Raw genomic sequence first — 22,521 nt, 5'->3', positions numbered from 1 at the left:
AATGGGGTCTGCCTCGTGGGCGGACCGATTGGAGGACCGGTCGACCCGGATCTGCGGGCAGCCGGTGCAAGCTTTCTATCTTAAAGCAAGCGCCGGGTCCGTGCACACCTACGCCGGCAACGGCATGCGCAGCCGCCGCTCGATATGCGCGAGCGCCAGCTCCACCTGATCAATCAGCACCAAGCACAGGTCACCGGCCTCGAGCGCATCCAGCGCCGTATCGATGGCCAGCAATTCGCCATGGATCTCATCCATATGGCTCGTGCGCCGGGCGGTGCGCAGCCCGTCGCGCAGCAAGGCCAGCACCTCGCCGTCGGCACGACCGCGCTGGCATTGGTCCTGGTACAGGACCACCGAATCGAAGGCATCGCCCAGGATCTCCGTCTGGCGGCGGATGTCCTGGTCGCGCCGATCGCCAGCGCCGCTGATGACCACCGTGCGCCGCTTGGCCGGCATGGCCTGCACGGCCTCCACCAGCGCCTGGATTGCGTCCGGATTGTGGCCGTAGTCCGCAATGACGGTCGCCCCGCGGTAGTCGAAGACATTGAAGCGCCCCGGCACCGTTCCCGCATCATTGACGAACGTGGCCAGCCCACGCTGGATCTGCACCCAGTCCACGCCCATGGCCCACGCAGCCGCCGTGGCCGCCAGCGCATTCTCCACCTGGAAGGGAATGGTGCCCTGGTGCGTGAGCGGCACGGCCGCCAACTGCACGCGCGTCTCCATCCCGCCCTGGGCAAACACCATGTCGCCCTGATCCACGAAAGCCACCCGGCCACCACGGGCGCGATGCGTCTCGATGACCGGATGGCGCGAGTCCCGCGCAAAGAATGTCACCTCACCCGGGCAGCTCGCCGCCATCGTCGCCACATGCGGATCCTGGGCATTGAGCACGGCCATGCCGCCCGGTCTCACGCTCTCAACGATGACGCGCTTGACGGCGGTCAGTTCCTCGACCGTGGTGATGTAGTTCATGCCCAGATGGTCGCCGATGCCGATATTGGTGACCACGGCCACGTCGCACCGGTCGAACCCCAGCCCGGCGCGAAGAATGCCGCCGCGCGCCGTCTCGAACACGGCCACATCCACATCCGGGTGCAGCAGCACGCTGCGCGCGCTCTGCGGCCCGCTGCAGTCGCCCGTGTCGATGCGCCGGGAGCCCACATAGACGCCGTCTGAATTGGTCATCCCCACGCACACGCCCGGGCGGGCGCACAGGTGCGCAATCAGGCGCACCGTGGTGGTCTTGCCATTGGTCCCGGTGACGGCAGCCACCGGGATGCGGCCGCTTTCCTCCGGCCCGAACAGCATGTTGATGATCGCGCCGCCCACATCGCGGCCCTTGCCGAACGACGGGCTCAGGTGCATGCGCAGACCGGGCGCCGCATTGACCTCGACGATGCAGCCCGTCTCGGGTGTCAGCGGCTGGAACACGTCCTTGCTCACCACATCGATCCCGCAGACATCCAGACCCACCATGCGCGCGGCCATCACCGCGCTGGCCGCCAAGTCGGGGTGCACATGATCGGTGACATCGGTAGCCGAGCCGCCGGTGCTCAGATTCGCGTTGTTGCGCAGCACGACGCACACGCCCGGGGCCGGTACCGAGGTAGGAACATAGCCCTGAGTCGCCATCCGGTTGAGGGCGATCTCGTCCAGCCGGATGCGGGTGAGCGCCGTCCCGTGACCTTCGCCGCGCAGCGGGTCCTGATTGATCTGTTCCACGAGCTGCTGGATCGTGCTGCGGCCATCCCCCACCACCTGCGGAGGATCGCGGCGCGCCGCGGCGACCAGATGGTCACCCACGACCAGCAGGCGATAATCATGCCCCGGAAAATAATGCTCCACGATGACGCCGCCGCTGAACTCGCGCGCAACGGCATAGGCCGCCAGCACCTGTTCACGGCCCTGAACGTTGACCGCCACACCCTTGCCCTGATTGCCATCCACGGGCTTGACGACCACCGGGCCGCCGATTTCCTGGGCAGCCGCCCAAGCATCCTCGGCATCCCTTACCGTCCGCCCGCGCGGCACGGACACCCCCGCCGACGCGAGCAGCGCCTTGGTCAGGGACTTGTCCTGGGCAATCGCCTCTGCGATGGCGCCGCTGGCGTCGGTCTCGGCAGCCTGGATGCGCCGCTGATGGCGCCCCCAGCCGAACTGGACCAGGCTGTTTTCATTCAGCCGGCGATATGGAATGCCGCGCCGCTGGGCGGCCTGGACGATGGAGCCGGTGCTGGGGCCCAGGCGCACGTCCTCGTACAGATCCTTCAGGCGAAACAGCGCATCGGCCAGGTCGAAGCCGGCATCGGCCAGCGTGGCCTGGCACAGGGACAGCGCCAGGTCAAAGGCCAGGCGCGCCACGGCTTCCTCGACATATTCCACCACCACGCGGTAGACGCCCTTCTCGGGCGTGGCCGCCACGCGGCAGAAGGACACCGGGCAGCCAGCCTGCGTCTGCAGCCTCAGCGCTGCACACGCCAGGATGTAGGCCAGGGAGTTGCTTTCCGCCTGACCAGCCGGCCGGGGGATATCGATATCGGGGAAGCGGGCCCGCAGTCGGGTCTCGAAAGCGTCCATGTCGCCGATTGCACGCTCGCTCTCAGAACAGGCGACGACGGCCTCGATGGCCGTTTGCCGACACCATAGATTGGGACCGCGCAAGGCCCGGACTCGGGAGACTTCCATTTTCAGCAATATCCTAGAAAGAGCAGGACTTCAGTGAAGATTCAAGGGAACAGGGGATCAGACTGCGGCAGCGGCCTCGGAAGGCACCGAGCGAGCGTTCCAGGTGCGCAGCCCGACGCGCATGCGCTCCACATCCAGATCCAGCGCCCAGACAGCTGCCAGCGCCGCCAGGATGCAGCCGGCGCCATTAGCCTGAACGGCCTGGGCGATCTCGCCCAGCCGCAACAACGAAATCTCGACCCCGGCTTCGGACAGCACGATGGCGTCGTCCTGCAGGAAGACCGCCCGCCCACCCTGCGCCAGATGCGCCTGGAGCGCAGCGCCCTGCGCCTGCTGGCCGTAGGCGATCACCGCACCATCGGACAACGGCGCCAGCCCCATCGTCAGCGCATCGTCGGCATTCAGGACGGACGCTCCGCCGGACAGCACCACGTCGACCTGGGTGCGGAAGACACGCACCAGGTCCTCAGGGGATTCCATGTGAAATTCCGGCCAGGTGAGCGCCGGGTCGATCCCGGTCACCACGCCGACTTGGCAGCGGTCGTACGCCAGACCTTCACCCAGGATCACGCGCCCGCCGTTTTCCAGGACAGCATAGTCCACGGAACGGTTCAGCAGCACGCGCCGCGCCGCATCCCAGTGAGCTGAATCAGCGGTGGTGACGTGATTGTTCCCCAACGTCAGTCCCTGGCCCGAAGCCACACCCACCAACCGGCCCGTCAGGCGCAGCAGATGGGCTACCAGCTCGGCCACCGGACCAGTGCCCCGGCTGCCGCTGACGCCAACGACCGGAATGCGACCATCGCGCGGCACGGGGAAAAGATTGTCGATGATCGCCTGGCCCACCGGGCGCGGCTGACCCGCGGCCGGCTTGATGTGCATGAGCAGGCCGGGGCCCGCATTGACCTCTACGACAGCGCCCGCCACCTCTTCGAGAGGGCGCGAGATGTCCCGCGTCACCAGATCGACGCCGGCGATGTCCAGCCCCACGATCCGGGCCGCCAGCGCCACCTGTGAGGCCACGTCAGGGTGCACCGCGTCCGTCACGTCGATGGAAACGTTGCCATTGCGCTGGATGAGTACCGCGCGCCCCCGCTCAGGGACGGCCTCACTCGTCAGGCCCTGACGATCCAGTTCCATGCGTGCTGCGGAATCCAGACGCACGACGTTCAGCGGATGATCCTCGTCGCGACCGCGCCGCGGATCCGAGTTCAGCTGAGATTCCACGAGTTGCGCCACGGTGGAGGTGCCATCGCCCACCACCATAGCCACCTCACCGCGCGCCGCAGCCACCACCCGACCGCCCACCACCAGCAGGCGATGCTCATCGCCCTGGATGTGGCGCTCGACCATGACGTCGCTGCCCTCATTCACGGCCACGGCGTAGGCTTCCTCGATCTGCTGGCGTGTCGTCAGACAGGTGAACACGCCACGACCATGATTGCCATCCGAAGGCTTCACCACGACCGGCAGCCCCAGTTCCTGAGCAACCTCCCAGGCTTCCTCGACCCCGTTGACGATTCGGCCCTCAGGCACCGGAACGCCGCACGACTGCAGCAGTTGCCGGGTCAGGTCCTTGTCGCGGGAGATGTCCTCGGCAATGGCACTGGTGCGGCTGGTCTCGGCCGTCCAGATCCGTTGTTGGCGCGCACCGTAGCCTAATTGCAACAGATTGAGGTCGCTCAGGCGGATGAATGGGATGTCCCGATCATCGGCGGCATCCACGATACAGGCTGTACTGGGCCCCAGGCTGAGCGATTCGGCCAGGTCCTTCAATTTGTCCAGCGTGCCATCGACGTCAAAGGGACGGTCCTCGATGGCAGCCATGACCAGATCGTGTGCCGCGTACAACGCCGCACGAGTGAGCGACTCGTGCCAGGCCCGCACGATGACCTTGTAGACGCCACGCAACGGCGTGCCGCGCGCGCGGCCCAATCCGCCCGGCATGCCCGCCAGGCTCTGCAGCTCCAGCGTGACGTGCTCCAGGATGTGGGCCGGCCAGGTGCCTTCGCGCACCCGCGACAGGAAGCCGCCGCGCTCGCCAACGCTGCAGCGGTGCTCGATGAGTGTGGGCAGCCAGGCGCTCAGCCGCTCGTAAAAGCCGGGAATGACGTTGGAGGGGTAATCCTCCAGGCCATGAATATCCACGAGCGCCTCGATGACGGGGCGGTAGGCCCAGATGTTTGGCCCCCGCAGATACACCATATTGAGAAACTCAATATTCTTGTCATCCATGATCGAACACGCTGTAGGGGCTCGCAGAGAGGCGCGGGAGCGCCGTGCAATATAACGGCACACATATTAATTCGATCATTCCGGTTTTTGTTGCGTATCACCCAAAAAGAGTTGAAAATTTGTGTCGCTTCACGACGCGCCCAAGCAACAGTGCCTGTTTCCGCGCCATCTTCTCGCGATACCGCCCCTCGAACGCCGCTCATGCCGGGCCTCCTGAACGATTCCCCCACTGAATTCGCTGATCCTGCAAACCTGCCCGAACCGTGGCGCAGCGCCCTGCGCCACCATCTGGCCGAAGGCGAGCACCTGATCGCCTGGATGCAGACGGACCTGGATCCGCAATTGCGCTTCGTGGAAGGCCTGGTGGCGCTGACCAACCGGCGCTGGCTCGCGAGCAACCCGGACGCCACCGAGAACCGTTCCTGGCCGCTGCGCGCCGACATGGAATTGCGTCTGCAGGACCAGTCCGGGGTGGGCAGCATCGAGCTGATGGACGCGCATTCGCGCCTGACGCGCTGGCGCTACACCCTGAGCCATCACCCCGAGGCGCTGGCACTGGCTGCTGCCTACCAGGCCCTGCGCCATCCCGAAACCAAGGCCGCTCGCGCCGAGATCACGCCCATCGAACACGAGATCGGCGAGCCGCCCGCGCGCGCGCTGTTCCGCCTGTGGCGTTTTGCGCGTCCGTACAAGCTCAAGCTCGCCACCGGCATGGGGCTGACCATGGCCGCGACGGCGGCGTCCATGGTGCCGCCCTACCTCACCATGCCGCTCATGGACGACGTCCTGATCCCGTTCCAGAACGGCGAGCCCATCCATTACAGGCTGGTGACGGAATACCTGGGGGGCCTGCTGGCGGCATCCCTGCTGGCCTGGGTGCTGGGCTGGCTACGCAGTGCCATCCTGGCGTGGGTGAGCGAACGCATCGGTGCCGACATGCGCACGGCCACGTTCCAGCACCTGCAACAACTGTCGCTGCAATATTTCGGCGGCAAGCGCACCGGCGACCTGATCGCCCGCATCGGTTCCGAATCCGACCGCATCTGCCTGTTCCTGTCGCTGCACCTGCTGGACTTCGTCACGGACGTGCTGATGATCGTGATGACCACGGCCATCCTGCTGTCCATCAATCCAATCCTGACGCTGGCGACGCTGGCACCGCTGCCCTTCATCGGCTGGATGATCCACTGGGTGCGCGACCACCTGCGCCACGGATTCGAGAAAGCCGACCGGATCTGGTCAGAGATCACCAACGTCCTGGCCGACACCATCCCCGGCATCCGCGTGGTGAAGGCCTTTGCCCAGGAACGGCGCGAGGTCGCACGGTTCCGGGACGCCAACGACCGCAACCTGGCCGTCAACGACCGCGTCAACGCCCTATGGTCGCTGTTCGGTCCCACGGTGACGCTGCTCACCGAACTGGGCCTGTTGGTGGTCTGGGCCTTCGGCATCTGGCTGGTCTCGAAAGACGCCATCACCGTAGGCGTGCTGACGGCATTCCTGGCCTACATCAGCCGCTTCTACACGCGGCTGGATTCCATGAGCCGCATCGTGTCGGCCACCCAGCAGGCTGCCGCCGGGGCCAAGCGCATTTTCGATATCCTGGATCACAGCTCCAACGTGCCCGAGCCCGCCCAGCCGCAGCCGCTCAAGGACGTGCGCGGGCACATCGAACTGAGCCACATCGGCTTCCGCTACGGCAACCACAGCGTCATCCAGGACCTGAGCCTGGACATCGCGCCCGGCGAAATGATCGGTCTGGTGGGGCACAGCGGGTCAGGCAAAAGCACGCTGGTCAACCTGATCTGCCGCTTCTACGACGTCTCGCAAGGTTCGATCCGGCTGGACGGCGTGGACATCCGGCGCTACCCCACGGCCGACTACCGGCGTCACATCGGGCTGGTGCTGCAGGAGCCATTCCTGTTCTATGGCACCATCGCCGAGAATATCGCCTACGGTCGCCCCGATGCCACGCCATCGGACATCATCGCCGCCGCGCGCGCAGCCAACGCGCACGAGTTCATCCTGCGCCTGCCGCACGGCTACGATTCGCTGGTTGGCGAGCGCGGCCAGGCGCTTTCGGGCGGCGAGCGCCAGCGCATCTCGATTGCCCGCGCCCTGCTCATCGACCCGCCAATCCTGATCCTGGACGAGGCCACCTCGTCGGTGGACACCGCGACCGAAAACGAAATCCAGAAGGCGCTGGACAATCTGGTACAGGGGCGTACGACCATTTCCATCGCACACCGGCTGAGCACGCTGCGCGAGGCCGACCGCCTGGTCGTCATGGACCAGGGACGCATCGTGGAAATCGGCCGGCACGACGAACTGCTGGCGCGTGACGGCGCTTATTCACGGCTGTACCATGCCCAGCTGCAGGGCCAGTCCCCCGCCGCCAGCGCGCACGAATGGCAACCGCACAGACCCGCCGGAGCCGTCAATGACCGCTAAGACCGAGAATCCGGGCTACACCCTGTCGCGCGACACCTTCGGTCGCCTGATGTTGCAGGCTCCCGGCGCCGATCCCCTTCCCGTGCGGCCCGTACACAGCTTCCCCATCACCCACCGCGAAGAAGGGCTTGCACTGATCGGCCCCCAGGGCCAGGAAGTCGCCTGGATCAGCCATCTGGCGGATTTGCCTGAAGGACACCAGCGGCTGATTAACGAAGAACTCGCCCAGCGGGAATTCCACCCGCTGATCCAGCGCATCCGCTATGCGTCGAGCTGGACCACCCCCAGTCGATGGGAAGTGGATAGTGACCGAGGCGCGACACACCTGATTCTGAATTCCGAAGACGACATCCGCCGCCTGTCGGCCACGGCGCTATTGATCGCCGATTCCAGCGGTGTGCACTTCGTCATCCGCGATGTCACGACGCTGGACAAGGCCAGCCGCCGGATCCTGGATCACTTCCTGTAGGGCTACGCGGCCAGTGCCCGAGGCTGCGCCGGAGGCAACGTCAGATCGACCGTCCCCGGACACAGATTGCGCACCGCCTCGCGCGAAGCGTCAATACAGCCGCCCTGTGCGTAGACGCCCGCCGGATCGCGCAGCCGCATCATCAGGCCCAGGATCCGCCGGACCTCGTCCGGATGCCGCAGCGACTCTTCCGCCCGTGCTTCGATGATGGACTCGTCCATCCAGATCCGGCTGCCGTCATGGCACACACCGTGGCGCCAATGATAGAGCTCCACGCATTTGTTGCGCAGCGTGTACGAGGCATTCGGCTTCCAGAAGTTCACGAAGCGGCCGTTGCCGATATAGAAAATCCAAGACCCTTCGAAACCCTCGATGTCCGCTGACACCGGGTCCGGATTGCGGAACCACAGACGATCGCCTGGAATGTAATAGCCAAACGGCAGCGGCGCCTGAAGTGAGCCGTATTCCCGCAGGAACGCCGCCTGGAAGTCCTCTCCCAGCAGCGCCTTCGTCTGCCACTGGTGCTGCAGCAGCTGCAGCGCCTCCGGATTGCAGACCTGCAGTTCCTGCGCCACGGCCAGCAACAGCACATATTCCGTCGCGCGATAGCAGGAAAACGAATGCCGCCGCCCCGAGACGTCCGGCCACAGCGTCAGTTCCAGCGAAGGAATCAGGTCAAAGCCAGGCCGCAGGATGAAGCCGGTCGCCTCGGACCAGGTCCAGCAATCGGGGCGCTCCGCGCCTTCGGTATCAAAATCGACGACCGTCCGGCGCGCAGCCTGTACCACTCGGCGGCGAACCCGCGCGGCGGCATGGAATTCAGCCGCACTGGCGTAATCGAAGCGAACGGGGGAGGCCAGCAGCGCGGTGAGGATTTCCGTATCCAGATCGTCGGTGTCGCGCGCGGCGTCCAGCCCCAGCGCCTGGACGATGCCCGACGTATCGCCATCGGGGACCCAGGCACGGGCGGCTTCGGCACTCAGGTGATAGTCACAATACGGACCGCCATCGTCGGTGCCCGGGTTGCGGTCGACGGCACGCGACAGACCCGCAGCATCCAGCCACCGCTGCACGGATTCCATGTCGGCGCCGGTGCCCCGGATGCGCACGCCTGCAGTCAGACTCATGAGGAAAAACCTTCCGGATGGCGATGCGGCAGAAAACCGCTGTTTCGGTACCATCTCGACAGAGGTGGAAATGTACCATTTTTCATGGAATTCCTCCGTGGAATCTCACACCGGCACGCCCTGCCGTTGTCGGGTAGCCGCAGATCATGGGTAGGACAAAACCGCACCAATACAAACCCCAAGCCGAAGAAACCTTCCTACACTGTACCGGAGCTGACGCCGACCTGGCCGTCCAAGCGTTCACAGGAGCCCGGACTTGCCATCTGCCACTCACTTCAACCCAGACGCCATTGTGGCGTTGGCAAAAGAAATCAGACGGGCTTCATGGGGTGCCGCTGTCATCACCGCGACGATGATCTTTCGAGGCAGCGGCAGCGTGTCCCTCATTGTCGGGGCCGCGACATGGCTCTTCCTGCAAGCCGTTGCATTCGCTGTAGAATCACTCAGGACAGCAGATGACATAAGCTGTCCCTGTCGGCATATACAACCGGTTGCAGGCTGCACATGTTGCATCTGGTACAGGTTTGATCATGGACCAGACTCACGACCGGATCTATCGGAAGGAGCCGAACGATGAGCCTCATCACCAGCTTGATCATCAGTTCCGCGATCCTTGTCATCGGTTCGGCGGGCCTTGCTGTTTTCGCCTGGTATCTGCGCGATCAGGACGAAAAAGAACGCCGACATCGCCAGCAAAGATAACTATCTGCGGCGCAAACAGGAAGCGGGCTCACTTGCTCTGGCGTCATCGGGGCAGACCAGAATGGTCCCGCCTCACACCGGCACGCCCTGCCGTTGTCGAACAGCCGCATAGAAACGCCAGAACAGTAGCGCGGCCGTGGACCGGTACGGCGCCCAGCGCGCAGCCAGATCAGCCAGGGTCCTGACGTCCACCTCGGTCCCCAGAGCCAGCGCATCGGCGACTGCCTTTCGGAGTGCCAAGTCCCCGACCGGAAACACATCGGGATGCCCGGCGCAGAACATCAGATAGATTTCGGCCGTCCACGGGCCTATGCCTTTGTGCCGGGTCATCGCGGCGACTGCCTGGTCGGCGGGTAGTGTCACGATATGGGCCAGATCCAGATCGCCCGACGCGACGGCCTGAGCGACCGCCCGCAAATACGCGTATTTAGTGCGCGACAACCCCACGCCCTGCACACCCGCCAGGCCCAGATCCAGGAACGCCTGTGCCGACTGCGCACCACCGCGATCCTCTAGCCGGGCCCAGATGGCGTCGGCGCTCTGCACCGAAAGCTGCTGACCACAGATGATGCGCGCCAGCCCCTGGAACCCCGCCGGCCGGGTTCTGGGGGCGACCTTTCCGGCAATACGGCTGACAGGAACCAGGTGCGGGTCCAAGGTCAGCAATTGCCGAAGATCATGAGTGACTTGTCGTTGCGTACGCATTGGCCCCGGACACCGTCAGCACGGATTGCTGCGCAGTACGACGCGCATCGAGACTCCATCCACCAGCGCCGTGCGCGGTCAGAACCAGCAGGCCGCCGGCCGTGGCAAGCTCAGCCAGCACGATGATCTGGCCGGTCATGTCGCTGAGCGCAGGATGGAAGATCAGGTTGGATAGCAGCGCGAAGCCGGCCAGCAGAAAGGCTGCAACGCGCGTACGCCAGCCCAGCAACAAGGCGAAGCCACAGCCGAGCTCGGTCGCAATGACGAGCGGCAGCAGAACGCTGGGCACACCCTTCGATTCCATGTACTTCGCGAAGCCGGCGTAACCGGTGATCTTCAGGAAGCCGAAGATGATGAAGAACGCCGTCAGCAAGACGCGCCCCACTAGATCGGCGGCGTCACCCCACGAGCTGCCGCGCGCCATATATTGCTTGGTCATAATGTTCACCTGTCATCAAAAAAGTGGTAGCTGGACGGCTGCCGAGTTCAAACGTTGTCCATGTCCATCACTTTATTGATTAGAAATGCACTAATAAATAGCCAAACTTAACATTCATTGTCTCATTTTTGAGTCGATTGAGAGGCCCGTAAGCTCCCCCGTCAAGTAGGTACTCGCTGATAGAGGTTCTGGACCGTGGGGGTGGTGGTGCACCCGGGGCCGAAGCCCATGGTTCGCTGCCAGCTGCAGCGGGTCTGCCGTGATCCGGTAACCCGGCAATGGGGATCCGGCGATTGGTGGGGCCTGTGGAAGAACCCTGCGCCTCAGGCGAACAAAGTCTTGCTCGCCTGCGCGCTGGGCCGCCCCGCCATGCGCTCGAACCAGGGGGCGATTTTGGGAAGGCTGCGGTCGAAGGGCTGGTTCACGCCGTTGCCGAAGTCCAGCCACACGTAGAGCCAGATATCTGCGGCGGTGTAGCGTTCGCCGCAGAGATAGGGCCCATCGCCAAACATGCCGTCCAGCCAGCGCAGACGATCCTGAGCGACGCGTTTCAGACCGTCGGCGCCTTCTGGCACCACCGGGATACGTGGCGTGAAGCGCGTCAGGCCCTCCGCGTAGTGATAGGCATTGTGGATGAATTCCGTGACGTTGAGCTCGACCCTGCGCCACCATTGACGCGTGTGTGCGCGTTCTTCGGCGGTGCGGCCGATGAGCGATGGGGCGGGATACCGTTCTTCGAGGTACTCCGCGATCGCGACCGCTTCGGAGAGCACGGTGCCGTCATCCAGCCGCAGCGCTGGCGTCTGCCCGGCGGGGTTGATCGCAAGGTACTTTGATGCCCGGTTCTCGCCGGTCATCACATCTACCTTGACTGCGGGGATCCTGAGCTGCTTTTCCAGCAGGAACATCCGCAGGCAGCGAGGAGCGGGGCTCTTGGCGTCGTAGAGCAGCATGGTGGTTCCCTTGAGGTCTTCTCGCCATCATGTTATGCGAGTCGGGGTGCGTCCGGCAGAGTAGTGGTGTTGGCTCGGTGGGTTGAAGGCCGAAGAGGCGTTGCCTGCTCGTTCGTCAAATGCACTAAATCGGGCAAGTATCGCGATGCGCAGCCGGTCGGGTCATATCGCGGCGACGCAGGGACTACGCGCCAGAGAACGATTGAGCATGTAGGCAGTTTACCTACCAAAAAGAAAAAGCCCAGTAGCTTCAACGAGCTACTGGGTTTTGTTGACACTCACAAGGAGGGTAGACCTTAGAACGGAATATCGTCATCCATATCCGCCATGTTGCTGGCAGCCCCCGCCGCGGGAGCAGCCGGACGGGGCTGTTGCGCCGCTGGGCGGCGGGCCGGGGCCGGAGCCTGCGAGAACCCGCTGGAATCGCCCGCAGCAGCGTCGCCGCTATCGCGCCCACCCAGCATCTGCATCTGGTCAGCCACGATCTCGGTGCTGTAGCGGTCGGCGCCGGTTTCCTTGTCCTGCCACTTGCGGGTCTTCAGGCGGCCCTCGACATAGACCGAGCGGCCCTTGCGCAGGTATTCGCCGGCGATTTCGGCCAGGCGGTTGTAGAACACCACGCGATGCCATTCGGTTTCATCGCGTTTTTCACCCGTTGCCTTGTCCTTCCAGGAGCTGGTGGTGGCAATCGACACGTTGCAGATGGCGGCGCCGTCCGGGCTGTAACGGACTTCGGGGTCGCGCCCCAGGTTGCCGACGAGAATGACTTTGTTGACGGAGGCCATGGCGAGAATCCTGTGTTGAACGATGTGCCCCGATTATCGCGGCAAGCGACCTCAGGCGACCACATCGAAAGACGCTAAATGGACATTATCGCCCATGAGGGTTTGCCTCTCAACAACGATCACTCCCCGGCGTTTGCGCAACGGCCAGCCGCCACGCCCGGGGGGCTACGCCGTCTCCCGAAACCCGCGCGCGGTGAATAGCCACACCGCCGCAAGCATCGCAGCCACCCAGAAGACCAGCGAGGGGCCGCCCGAACGGACCAGCAACCCGCCCAGGACGCCGCCCGCGAACACGCCCAGCGACTGCGCCGTGTTGTAGAAACCCAGCGCCAGCCCCTTGTAGGTGGGCGGCGCCACCCGCGACACCAGGGACGGCTGCAGCGCCTCCAGAATATTGAAGAACACGAAAAACCCGATGAAGGCCGCCACCACCAGCGCAAAGGATGCCTGCAGCCAGGGCAGCAGACCCAGCACCACCACCAGCCCCAGCACAGACCATTCCAGCGCCGCTTTGTGGGCCTTGCGCGTTTCGGTATAGAACACCGCCGGCACCATCAGCACGAAGGACGCGAGGATCACCGGCAGATACACCTTCCACAGGGTGGCGGAATCAAAGCCACCCAACCGCCCCAGCAGCCCCGGCGCCACCATGAACAGCGACATCAGGATGAAATGCAGGCAGAACACGCCGAAATTCAGCCGCAGCAGCCCCCCGTGATGCAGCACGTCGCGCGCCGTGGCCTGAACGATGTCGGCTTCCGAACGCGGCACGCTGGGAACAAAAAACATGGCAATCAACAGGCAGACGAAACCCAGCAGGCTGATGGCCCAGAACAGTCCCGACAAGCCGAATTCCCCCACCAGCATAGGTGAGAGCACCAGCGACAGCGCAAACGAGATGCCGATGGATCCGCCCACCATGGCCATGGCCCGGGTACGGACCTCTGGCCGCGTGGCATCTGCGATCCAGGCGGTGATGGCGGCCGACACCGCGCCCAGCCCCTGAACCACGCGGCCCACCGTCACCCAGTTCACATCATTCGTCAGCGCGCAGATCACCCCGCCCAGCACGAACAGCAGCATGCCAAACACAATGATCGGCCGGCGCCCATAGCGGTCCGAGGCCATGCCCAGCGGAATCTGCATCACGGCCTGTGTCAAACCGTAGGCGCCCAGCGCCAGGCCCACACGCACGGGATCATCGCCGCCCACCAGCGTACGCGCCGCGACGGCAAAGATCGGTGTCAGCAGGAACAGACCCAGCATGCGGGCCGCAAACAGGGTGGCCAGTGCCACGCTGCTTTGCCGCTCAAGCGGAGTCAGCTTCAAGGCGGGGGAGGTAGAACGTTGCCGGGAGGACATGATCGCAGGGTGTTCCATGCAGGACAGAGGCTGCGCGTTATAGTACCAAGTTGGCCTTTTCAGAACCTGAACTCCCGCATGGGCATGGACGCCATCTGTATTCGCGGTGCACGCACCCACAACCTGAAGAACATTTCGCTGGATCTGCCTCGGCGCAAGCTCATCGTCATCACGGGGCTGTCGGGCTCCGGCAAATCGTCCCTGGCCTTCGACACACTATACGCGGAGGGCCAGCGCCGCTATGTGGAAAGCCTGTCGGCTTATGCGCGCCAGTTCCTGCAGATGATGGACAAACCCGACGTGGACGTGATCACGGGCCTGTCGCCGGCCATCGCGATCGAGCAGAAGACCGCAGGCCACAACCCCCGCTCCACCGTGGGAACGGTGACGGAGATCCACGACTACCTGCGGCTGCTCTACGCCCGTGTGGGGACGCCCTATTGTCCGGAACACGACCTGCCGCTGCAGGCCCAGAGCGTGAGCCAGATGGTGGACCAGGTGCTGGCCCTGCCGGAAAGCACCCGCCTGGCCATCCTGGCGCCCCTGGCCCGCGCCAGTCACGAGAACCTGGCGACCGAATGCCGGCGGCTGCAGGCGCTGGGCTTCGTGCGCGCCCGCATCAACGGCGACATCACGGTGATCGACGGCAGCTCGCCCCTGCCGGAGGTCCAGGCTCCATGGGATCTGGACGTGGTGGTGGACCGGCTGCGGGCGCGCGCCGACAGCCGCCAGCGGCTGGCCGAAAGCTTCGAGACGGCACTGGAGCTCGCCCACGGACGCGCGCTGGTGCTGAATCTGGACTCCGGGAAGGAATGGACGACCTCGTCCGCCTACGCCTGCTCGGTGTGCGGCCGCAGCATGGGCGCGTTGGAGCCCCGGCTCTTCAGTTTCAACAACCCGGTGGGGGCCTGCCCCACCTGCAATGGGCTAGGTCAGGTCGAATCCTTCGACCCGGCCCGCGTCGTGGCCTTTCCGGAGCTGAGCCTGGCCGCTGGCGCCATCTACGGGTGGGACCGACGCAACGCCTTCAGCTACGCGATGATGGCCAGCCTGTCGCACCATTATGGGTTCAACCTGGACACGCCCTATCAGGCGCTGGATGCCGGGGTACGCGCGGTCATCCTGCACGGCTCGGGGGACGAGGAGATCGCCTTCCAGTACCTGGGCGAGGGCGGCGTGCCCACGCTGCGCCACCACCCCTTTGAAGGCGTGATCCCCAACCTCGAGCGCCGATGGCGCGAAACGCACTCCACCGCCGTGCGCGAGGAACTGGGGAGCCTGCGCCACACCCTCGCCTGCCCCGCCTGCCACGGCGCGCGCCTGTGCGAAGAAGCGCGCCATGTCCTGATCGGCAACGATCCGGGGCCCGGCGAGCGCCGGGGCCGCGCCATCTTCGAAATCGAGGCCATGTCGCTGGCCGACTGCCGCCAATGGTTTGCGGACTGGACACTGTCCGGCACCCGACGGGAGGTCGCCGAGCGCATTGCGCACGAAATCCGCGCACGGCTGGACTTCCTGGACAACGTGGGCCTGGGGTATCTGGCGCTGGACCGCGGCGCCGACACGCTCTCGGGCGGCGAAGCGCAGCGCATCCGGCTGGCCAGCCAGATCGGCTCGGGGCTGACGGGCGTGATGTACGTGCTCGACGAACCCTCCATCGGCCTGCACCAGCGCGACAACCACCGCCTGATCGAAACCCTGCAGCAGCTCCGCGACCTGGGCAACAGCGTGATCGTGGTGGAACACGACGAGGACATGATCCGCGCCGCCGACCACGTCCTGGACATGGGGCCAGGCGCGGGTGAACAGGGGGGCGCGATCGTGGCGCAAGGCACCCCGGCCGAAATCGCCGCCAACCCCGAGTCGCTGACCGGCCAGTATCTGGCCGGGACCCAGCGCATCGCCATCCCGGTCCGGCGGCCCGTGACCGAAGACCAGGCGTGGCTGCGCCTGTTGGGCTGCAGCGGCCACAACCTCCAACAGGTGGACCTGGCCATCCCGGTGGGACGCTTCACCTGCGTGACGGGCGTATCGGGCTCGGGAAAGTCCACGCTGGTGAACGACACGCTGGTGACGGCGCTGGCCCAGGCGCTGAACCGCGCCCAGACCGCACCCGCGCCCTATCGGAAACTGGAGGGCCTGGACGCGTTCGACAAAATCATCAGCGTGGACCAGAACCCCATCGGCCGCACTCCGCGCAGCAACCCGGCGACCTATACCGGTCTGTTCACCCCCATCCGCGAACTCTTCGCGGGCGTACCCGAAGCGCGCCTGCGCGGCTACGACCCGGGGCGATTCTCCTTCAACGTCAAGGGCGGGCGCTGCGAAGCCTGCCAGGGCGATGGCGTCGTGCGGGTGGAAATGCACTTTCTGCCCGACATGTACGTCCCCTGCGAGGTCTGCCAGGGCCAGCGCTACAACCGCGAAACGCTGGACATCCGCTACCACGGCCGCAACATCAGCGAAGTCCTGGATCTGACGGTCGCGCAAGCGCTGGACTACTTCGAAGCCGTCCCCGTCATCGCCCGCAAGCTGCAGACGCTCATGGATGTGGGCCTGTCGTACATCCGGCTGGGTCAGAGCGCCACCACACTATCGGGCGGCGAGGCGCAGCGCATCAAGCTGTCGCAGGAGCTGTCGCGGCGCGGCTCGGAGCGCACGCTCTATGTGCTGGACGAACCCACCACCGGCCTGCACTTCCACGACATCGCGGTGCTGCTGGACGTCCTGCAGCGTCTGGTGGACGCCGGTAGCACGGTGTTGGTGATCGAACACAATCTGGACGTGATCAAGACGGCGGACTGGATCGTGGACCTGGGCCCCGAAGGTGGCGCTGGCGGCGGGCGCATCATCGCCCAGGGGACACCGGAAACCGTCGCCACCACCCGCGGCAGCCACACCGGGGAATGCCTGCGCGGCGTGCTTGCCTGAGGGTCGATCCGTGTCGGGATCTCCCCGGGCTGGAGCACCGCCATCAATCCATGCGAAACAGCTCGCGATGCTCGCGGATGGCATAGCGATCGGTCATGCCGGCAATGTAATCGGCAATGGCACGCGCCTGGTCGATCGGGTCGTCACGCCGGTATTCGTCCGCCAGCAGGCGCGGATCATCCAGGAACGCCTGGAACAGTTCCCGCACGACGCGGCGCGCCTTGCCCATCATGCGCATCACCTGGGAATGGCGGTACAGGTTGTGCAGCAGAAACTGCTTGAGCGCATCGGCCTGCGCCTGGATCGCAGGCGAGAACGCGGCCAGCGGCGGCCCGGCACGCACGTCATCCACCGATTGCGGCGCCAGCTCGCGAATGCGCGCCTGTGTGGTATGCGTCAGGTCCAGAACCAGGGTGTTGATCATGGACCGAATCACCTCGGATACCAGCCGCTTGGCCTCCACGTCCGGAAAACGGCGCAGCACCTGATCGTGGTGCTCGGCGAAGATCTCCACACCCATCAGCTGCGCCACCGTGATCAGCCCCGAGCGCACACCGTCGTCCACGTCATGGTTGTTGTAGGCAATCTCATCGGCCAGATTGGTGATCTGTGCTTCCAGCGACGGCTGGGTGCCCAGCAGGAACCGCTCGCCCACGTCGCCCAGCGTCCGGGCGCGGCTGCGTGAACAATGCTTCAGGATGCCTTCGCGCGTCTCGAAGCACAGATTCAGGCCGTTGAAGGCAGCGTAGCGCTCTTCGAGCTCGTCCACCACGCGCAGACTCTGCAGATTGTGTTCGAACCCACCGGCCTGCGGGACCAGCTCGCGCAGACAGGCGTTGAGCTCGTCCTGGCCGGCATGCCCGAAAGGCGTATGGCCCAAGTCGTGCGCCAGCGCGATGGCCTCGGTGAGATCCTCTTGCAGCCCCAGGCTGCGCGCCAGAGTGCGCGCGATCTGCGCAACCTCGATGCTGTGCGTCAGACGCGTACGGAACAGGTCGCCCTCGTGATTCAGGAAGACCTGGGTCTTGTATTCCAGCCGCCGGAAGGCCGAGCAATGGATGATGCGGTCGCGGTCCCGCTGGAAGTCGCTGCGGCCCTGGGGCGCGGGTTCCGGATGGCGGCGCCCGCGGGTGGCCTCGGGACGGCAAGCATAAGGAGCCAGCGTCGCCATGCCCGGTCCCCTAGACCCGCGCCGGCGCGAGCAGCGGGCGCACCGTATCGTCATCCACCGCCTGGACCTGTGCTCGGCCCAACTGCGGCAGCAGCACATAGCGGATGTGCCGCCCCTGGTTCTTTTTGTCCACCCGCATCAGATCCAGCCAGCGTTGCACGCCCAGGTCCGGCGCCTGGACCGGGCAGCCGATGGCCATCACCAGATCGCGGATGCGATCGGCCACGGACCGATCCAGACCCAGCACCCGGACGGAAAGCTCGGCCGCCATCACCATGCCGCAGCCCACGGCCTCGCCATGCAGCCACTGTCCGTAACCCAGCCCGGACTCGATGGCGTGTCCAAAGGTATGGCCGAAATTCAGGGTGGTGCGCAACCCCGACTCGCGCTCGTCCTGCGATACCACCCAGGACTTGATCTCGCACGAGCGTCGCACCGCGTGCAGGACGGCGTCCTCGTCCAGCGCCCGCAGCGCCGCGACGTGCTGTTCGCACCAGACGAAGAAGTCGGCGTCGGCGATCATGCCGTGCTTGATGACCTCGGCCAGGCCAGCGGAGATTTCACGCGCCGGCAAGGTGGACAGGACCTGGGGGTCGATTTCGACCGCTTGCGGCTGGTAGAACGCGCCTATCATGTTCTTGCCGCGCGGATGGTTGATGGCCGTCTTGCCGCCCACCGAGGAATCCACCTGTGCCAGCAAGGTCGTGGGGACCTGGATGAAGCGGATGCCACGCATGTAGCAGGCTGCCGCGAACCCGCAGACATCCCCCACCACGCCGCCGCCCAGCGCCACCAGCACAGCGTGGCGGTCCAGCGCATGCGCCAGCATCGCGTCAAAGATGAGGTTCAGGGAATCCCAGGTCTTGTACTGTTCGCCGTCCGGCAGCTCGACGCGCAGCACCGGCTTGCCCGTCGCCCCCAGCGTGGTGCACACGGCGTCCCCGTACAGCCCGCCCACCGTGGTGTTGGTGACCACTACAACGGACGTGGCGTCGGCCGGTACGCTGTGCGCCAGCAGCGCCAGCCGTCCCGCGCCAATATGGATGGGGTAGTGTCCGCCGGGCGTATCGACCTGGACCGTCAGCATGAAGGCTCCTGAGACTGGGTAGCCCGCAGCAATGGCAACAATTGCTGCAGGATATGAGAAACCGGCTGGTCGGCGGTGTCCAGCGTGATGTCAGCCAGCTCGGCATACAGGCGTTCGCGTTGAGCCACCAGATCCGCCAGGCGCTGGCGCGGATCGGGGGTGTGCAGCAACGGCCGATTGCGGTCGCGCGCCACGCGGCGATAGAGTTCATCCACCCCCGCGCGCAGGTAGACCACGCAGCCGCGGGTCTTCAGCATGGCCTGGTTTTCAGGTGCCATGACTGCTCCGCCGCCCGTCGCCAGCACCAGGCCAGGCTTGCGCGTGAATTCGTCCAGCGCGGCCGTCTCACGGCGTCGGAAACCCGCTTCGCCCTCGATGTCGAAAATGGTGGCCACGCGCACACCGCAGCGCGCCTCGATGGCCTGATCCAGATCGACGAATTCGCGCCCCAGCGCCGCCGCAAGCTGCCGCCCGATGGTGGTCTTGCCGGCTCCCATCATGCCGACCAGGAACACCGGCGAGACGCCATCGCCGCGCCCGGACGCAGGCCCTGCAGAGTCAGTCACAGCACATGCGTTCGTCATCGCACATCAATATGGGGTAGTTCGTTTGCGTGTATTATCGCATTTGCGGTTCGTTCACCCGGGGCGGTTCGATCACAGCCCGCAGCATTCCGTTACACAGACCTCGAGCAGACCCGCTGGGCCGCCCAGGCCCCGGCTATACAATCGGCCCTGATGAGCTCCTCCTCCCATTCTCCTTCCCGTCAGCAGGCGCCTGCCCGTTCGTGGCTTTCCCGGTTCGCCATCAAGGTGATCGTCGTGTGCGTGGGCCTGGGCGCGTGCGGCGCGCTGCTCATGACGCTGGCGCTCGCGCTGGCCTGGCCGAATCTGCCCGACCTGCACGCGATGACCGATTACCGGCCCCGCATCCCGCTGCGCGTCTACACGGCCGACAACGTGCTGATCGGCGAATTCGGCGAAGAGCGCCGCAACGTGCTGCGCTTCGACGAAATCCCGGACGTGATGAAATCCGCGATCCTGGCGGCCGAGGACGACCGCTTCTACCAGCATGGCGGCATCGACTGGACAGGCGTCATCCGCGCGGCCATCGCCAATCTGGTGCACATGTCCAAGACCCAGGGCGCGAGCACGATCACCATGCAGGTGGCGCGCAACTTCTATCTGTCATCCGAAAAAACCTATACCCGCAAGTTCTACGAGCTGTTGCTGACCTTCAAGATCGAGGCGACCTTGTCCAAGGACCAGATTCTGGACCTGTACATGAACCAGATCTTCCTGGGACACCGGGCCTACGGCTTCGCGGCGGCGAGCCGCACCTATTTCGGCAAGCCCCTGTCGGAAATCACGCCCGCCGAAGCGGCCATGCTGGCGGGCATTCCCAAGGCCCCCTCCCGCTTCAACCCGATATCCAACTTCGACCGCGCCAAGGCCCGTCAAGGCTATGTACTCGGCCGCATGCGCGCCCTCGGCTACCTGACAGAGGCCGAATACCAGGCAGCGGTCAAGCAGCCCATCGTGGTCAAGTCCGCCGCCGGCACGCCGACCGGGCGCTACGCCGTGCATGGCGAATACCCTGCTGAACTGGCGCGGCAACTGCTCTACGGCGTGTACCAGGACGACATCTACTCGCGCGGCTTCAACATCTACACGACGATCAACTCCAAGGACCAGGAAGCCGGGTACGACGCGGTCCGCGCTGGTGTGCTGGACTACACCCGGCGCGCACCCTTCCCCGGCCCCGAAGGCAGCGTCGATCTGCCGGCCGGCATCGAAAGCAAGACCGAAGACTTCAACACCCTGCTCGACGACTTGCAAGACAAATACCCCGATAGCGGCGACCTGCTCACCGCCGTGGTGCTCTCAGCCAGCCCGACGGACGTGAAGGTCGCGCGCAGCGCCACGCAGATTGTCGACATCAATGACAAGCGCGCACTGAAGGTCATCGCCCGCGCACTGACGTCCAAAGCCAAGGAGCCGACACGTCTGGAGCGCGGCTCGGTGGTGTACATCCACCAGATGGATGGCTACTGGGAAATCATCAACAAGCCGACGGTGCAGGCTGCCCTGGTTTCGCTGCGGACCCAGGACGGCGCGATCGAGACCATGGTGGGCGGTTTCGACTTCGAAGAGGGCAAGTTCAACCGCGTGACCCAGGCCTGGCGCCAGCCCGGGTCGTCATTCAAGCCCTTCATCTACGCATCGGCTCTGGAGCGCGGGCTGACACCCGCCACACAGGTCTCTGACGAACCGTTCTCGCTCACCGCGGAGCAGACCGGATCCAAGGCCTGGAACCCGAAGAACTACGGCAACGCCTACGAACCCGTCCTCACGATGCGCCAGGGCTTGTACAAATCCAAGAACATGGTGTCCATCCGCATCCTGCAGGCCGTGGGCCCCAAGTACGCACAGGACTACGTCACGCGATTCGGATTCGACCGTGCGCGGCAGCCGGCCGTGCTGCCGATGGCTCTGGGCGCCGGCAGCGTAACGCCGCTGCAGCTGGCGGGCGGCTATGCCGTCTTCGCCAACGGCGGCTATCGTGTGCCCCCCTACCTGATCGACCATGTGACCGACAGCAGCGGCAAGGTCATCATGCGAGCACGACCGACAGTGGCTGGCGACACACTGGCACGGGTCATCGACCCCCGGACCGTCTATGTGATGGATGACATGCTGCGCGGCGTGGCCACCTACGGCACCGGCGCGCGCGCGCACCGCGAACTGGGCCGCAATGACGTCGGCGGCAAGACCGGCACGACCAACGATTCCCAGGATGCCTGGTTCGCGGGCTTTACACCCAAGCTCGTGGCGGTGGCCTGGATGGGGTTCGACCAGCCCAAGTCCCTGGGCCAGGGTGAAACCGGCGGCGGCGCGGCCTTGCCGATCTGGGTGGGCTTCATGCGCACCGCCCTGAAGGGCCAGCCGGAAACACCGCCCGGGCCCATGCCCAGCGGGCTGAAAAAAGTCGATGGTGACTACTACTTCGACGAATACCCGCCCGGCACGGCGATCGCCCGCGTAGGTCTGCCCGCCCCGGGCGATCCGGGGCCTGGCGCGCAACCCGGCAATACGCCGGATGGCATCGGCAATCTCCTCAACCAGTTGCAGGGCAACGCCACCCCGCAAAAACCCAACGGCAACCCGCCGGGCGGCGCCGTCGCGCACCCGGTGCGCGTCCCCTTCTGATGAAACCAAGACTGCCTCTTCCACAGGCCGCGCGCCTGACCGCCGCCAGCCTGGTCCTGCTGCTCGCCGGTTGCGGTATGAAAGGGCCGCTGCGGCACCCGGACCCACCGCCTCCGTTGCCGGCCAGTTCAGAAATGACGCCGCCAACCGTCACGCCGGCGCCCGTACCTAACAACCCCACGACATCTCCGATCCAGCGGTACTGAT

General features: G+C 65.3%; 16 protein-coding genes and 1 pseudogene. 6 read left to right on the top strand and 11 right to left on the bottom strand.

Annotated elements, in window-relative coordinates; translation table 11 throughout:
- Positions 1 to 108: 108 nt before the first annotated feature.
- Positions 109 to 2,688 (bottom strand): cyanophycin synthetase, encoded by a 2,580-nt coding sequence (gene cphA / locus EPN31_RS08020; RefSeq protein WP_291771664.1) that lies wholly within the window; start codon positions 2,686 to 2,688, stop codon positions 109 to 111.
- 102 nt (positions 2,689 to 2,790) lie between these two features.
- A pseudogene (gene cphA / locus EPN31_RS08015) lies at positions 2,791 to 4,923 on the bottom strand (cyanophycin synthetase); the annotation flags it as partial.
- 318 nt (positions 4,924 to 5,241) lie between these two features.
- On the opposite strand from cphA (EPN31_RS08015), the gene EPN31_RS08010 reads away from it, so the two are divergent.
- Positions 5,242 to 7,374, top strand: coding sequence for an ABC transporter ATP-binding protein (locus EPN31_RS08010; RefSeq protein WP_291771897.1), 2,133 nt, complete (start codon positions 5,242 to 5,244; stop codon positions 7,372 to 7,374).
- A complete protein-coding gene (locus EPN31_RS08005; RefSeq protein WP_291771661.1) occupies positions 7,364 to 7,843 on the top strand; it encodes a DUF1854 domain-containing protein in 480 nt (159 codons plus the stop codon). Before EPN31_RS08010 ends, EPN31_RS08005 begins: the two co-directional genes overlap by 11 nt.
- Positions 7,844 to 7,845: 2 nt before the next feature.
- On the opposite strand, the gene EPN31_RS08000 is transcribed toward EPN31_RS08005, so the two are convergent.
- Positions 7,846 to 8,970, bottom strand: a complete 1,125-nt coding sequence (locus tag EPN31_RS08000; RefSeq protein ID WP_291771658.1) for a hypothetical protein — start codon at positions 8,968 to 8,970, stop codon at positions 7,846 to 7,848.
- Between the two features lie 573 nt (positions 8,971 to 9,543).
- Between EPN31_RS08000 and EPN31_RS07995 the strand changes: the two genes are divergently transcribed.
- The gene (locus EPN31_RS07995; protein ID WP_291771655.1) at positions 9,544 to 9,672 is read left to right on the top strand and encodes a hypothetical protein; all 129 of its coding nucleotides are present in this window, start codon (positions 9,544 to 9,546) and stop codon (positions 9,670 to 9,672) included.
- A 72-nt stretch (positions 9,673 to 9,744) separates the two neighbouring features.
- Here the strand turns inward: EPN31_RS07995 and EPN31_RS07990 are convergent, their stop codons facing one another.
- The 5 genes from EPN31_RS07990 to EPN31_RS07970 all read right to left on the bottom strand — a co-directional run bounded on the left by EPN31_RS07990 (position 9,745) and on the right by EPN31_RS07970 (position 13,916).
- Positions 9,745 to 10,338: a DNA-3-methyladenine glycosylase gene (locus EPN31_RS07990; protein ID WP_291771653.1), complete on the bottom strand. Its 594-nt coding sequence runs from the start codon at positions 10,336 to 10,338 to the stop codon at positions 9,745 to 9,747.
- A 10-nt stretch (positions 10,339 to 10,348) separates the two neighbouring features.
- Complete coding sequence (locus EPN31_RS07985) at positions 10,349 to 10,816, bottom strand: DoxX family protein (RefSeq protein WP_291771650.1); 468 nt, start codon at positions 10,814 to 10,816, stop codon at positions 10,349 to 10,351.
- A 323-nt stretch (positions 10,817 to 11,139) separates the two neighbouring features.
- Entirely contained in the window at positions 11,140 to 11,769 is a 630-nt protein-coding gene (locus tag EPN31_RS07980; protein ID WP_291771647.1) for a glutathione S-transferase family protein, read from the bottom strand.
- Between the two features lie 296 nt (positions 11,770 to 12,065).
- Positions 12,066 to 12,554 carry a single-stranded DNA-binding protein gene (ssb, locus tag EPN31_RS07975; protein WP_291771645.1) on the bottom strand — a complete coding sequence of 163 codons (489 nt, stop codon included), beginning with the start codon at positions 12,552 to 12,554 and terminating at the stop codon, positions 12,066 to 12,068.
- A 165-nt stretch (positions 12,555 to 12,719) separates the two neighbouring features.
- Positions 12,720 to 13,916 carry an MFS transporter gene (locus EPN31_RS07970; RefSeq protein ID WP_291771642.1) on the bottom strand — a complete coding sequence of 399 codons (1,197 nt, stop codon included), beginning with the start codon at positions 13,914 to 13,916 and terminating at the stop codon, positions 12,720 to 12,722.
- A gap of 84 nt (positions 13,917 to 14,000) precedes the next feature.
- Here EPN31_RS07970 and uvrA point away from each other — a divergent pair, with 84 nt between their 5' ends.
- Positions 14,001 to 16,847 (top strand): excinuclease ABC subunit UvrA, encoded by a 2,847-nt coding sequence (uvrA, locus tag EPN31_RS07965; protein ID WP_291771894.1) that lies wholly within the window; start codon positions 14,001 to 14,003, stop codon positions 16,845 to 16,847.
- Positions 16,848 to 16,890: 43 nt separating this feature from the next.
- Here uvrA and EPN31_RS07960 read toward each other — a convergent pair whose 3' ends face one another.
- The 3 genes from EPN31_RS07960 to EPN31_RS07950 are packed head-to-tail and all read right to left on the bottom strand — an operon-like array spanning position 16,891 to position 19,671.
- Positions 16,891 to 18,018, bottom strand: a complete 1,128-nt coding sequence (locus EPN31_RS07960; protein WP_291771639.1) for a deoxyguanosinetriphosphate triphosphohydrolase — start codon at positions 18,016 to 18,018, stop codon at positions 16,891 to 16,893.
- Between the two features lie 10 nt (positions 18,019 to 18,028).
- Positions 18,029 to 19,105, bottom strand: coding sequence for a 3-dehydroquinate synthase (gene aroB, locus EPN31_RS07955; protein ID WP_291771636.1), 1,077 nt, complete (start codon positions 19,103 to 19,105; stop codon positions 18,029 to 18,031).
- Positions 19,099 to 19,671 carry a shikimate kinase gene (locus EPN31_RS07950; protein WP_367188305.1) on the bottom strand — a complete coding sequence of 191 codons (573 nt, stop codon included), beginning with the start codon at positions 19,669 to 19,671 and terminating at the stop codon, positions 19,099 to 19,101. Before EPN31_RS07950 ends, aroB begins: the two co-directional genes overlap by 7 nt.
- Before the next feature lie 171 nt (positions 19,672 to 19,842).
- Here EPN31_RS07950 and EPN31_RS07945 point away from each other — a divergent pair, with 171 nt between their 5' ends.
- Positions 19,843 to 22,314 (top strand): penicillin-binding protein 1A, encoded by a 2,472-nt coding sequence (locus tag EPN31_RS07945; RefSeq protein ID WP_291771634.1) that lies wholly within the window; start codon positions 19,843 to 19,845, stop codon positions 22,312 to 22,314.
- Entirely contained in the window at positions 22,314 to 22,520 is a 207-nt protein-coding gene (locus EPN31_RS16705; RefSeq protein WP_367188304.1) for a lipoprotein, read from the top strand. The genes EPN31_RS07945 and EPN31_RS16705 overlap by 1 nt, the downstream gene beginning before the upstream one ends.
- Position 22,521 lies beyond the last annotated feature (1 nt).

Source organism: Castellaniella sp. (assembly GCF_004321985.1).
In the GTDB taxonomy this organism is placed as follows: Bacteria; Pseudomonadota; Gammaproteobacteria; order Burkholderiales; family Burkholderiaceae_B; genus Castellaniella.
This window is presented reverse-complemented; position numbering and strand designations above follow the sequence as displayed.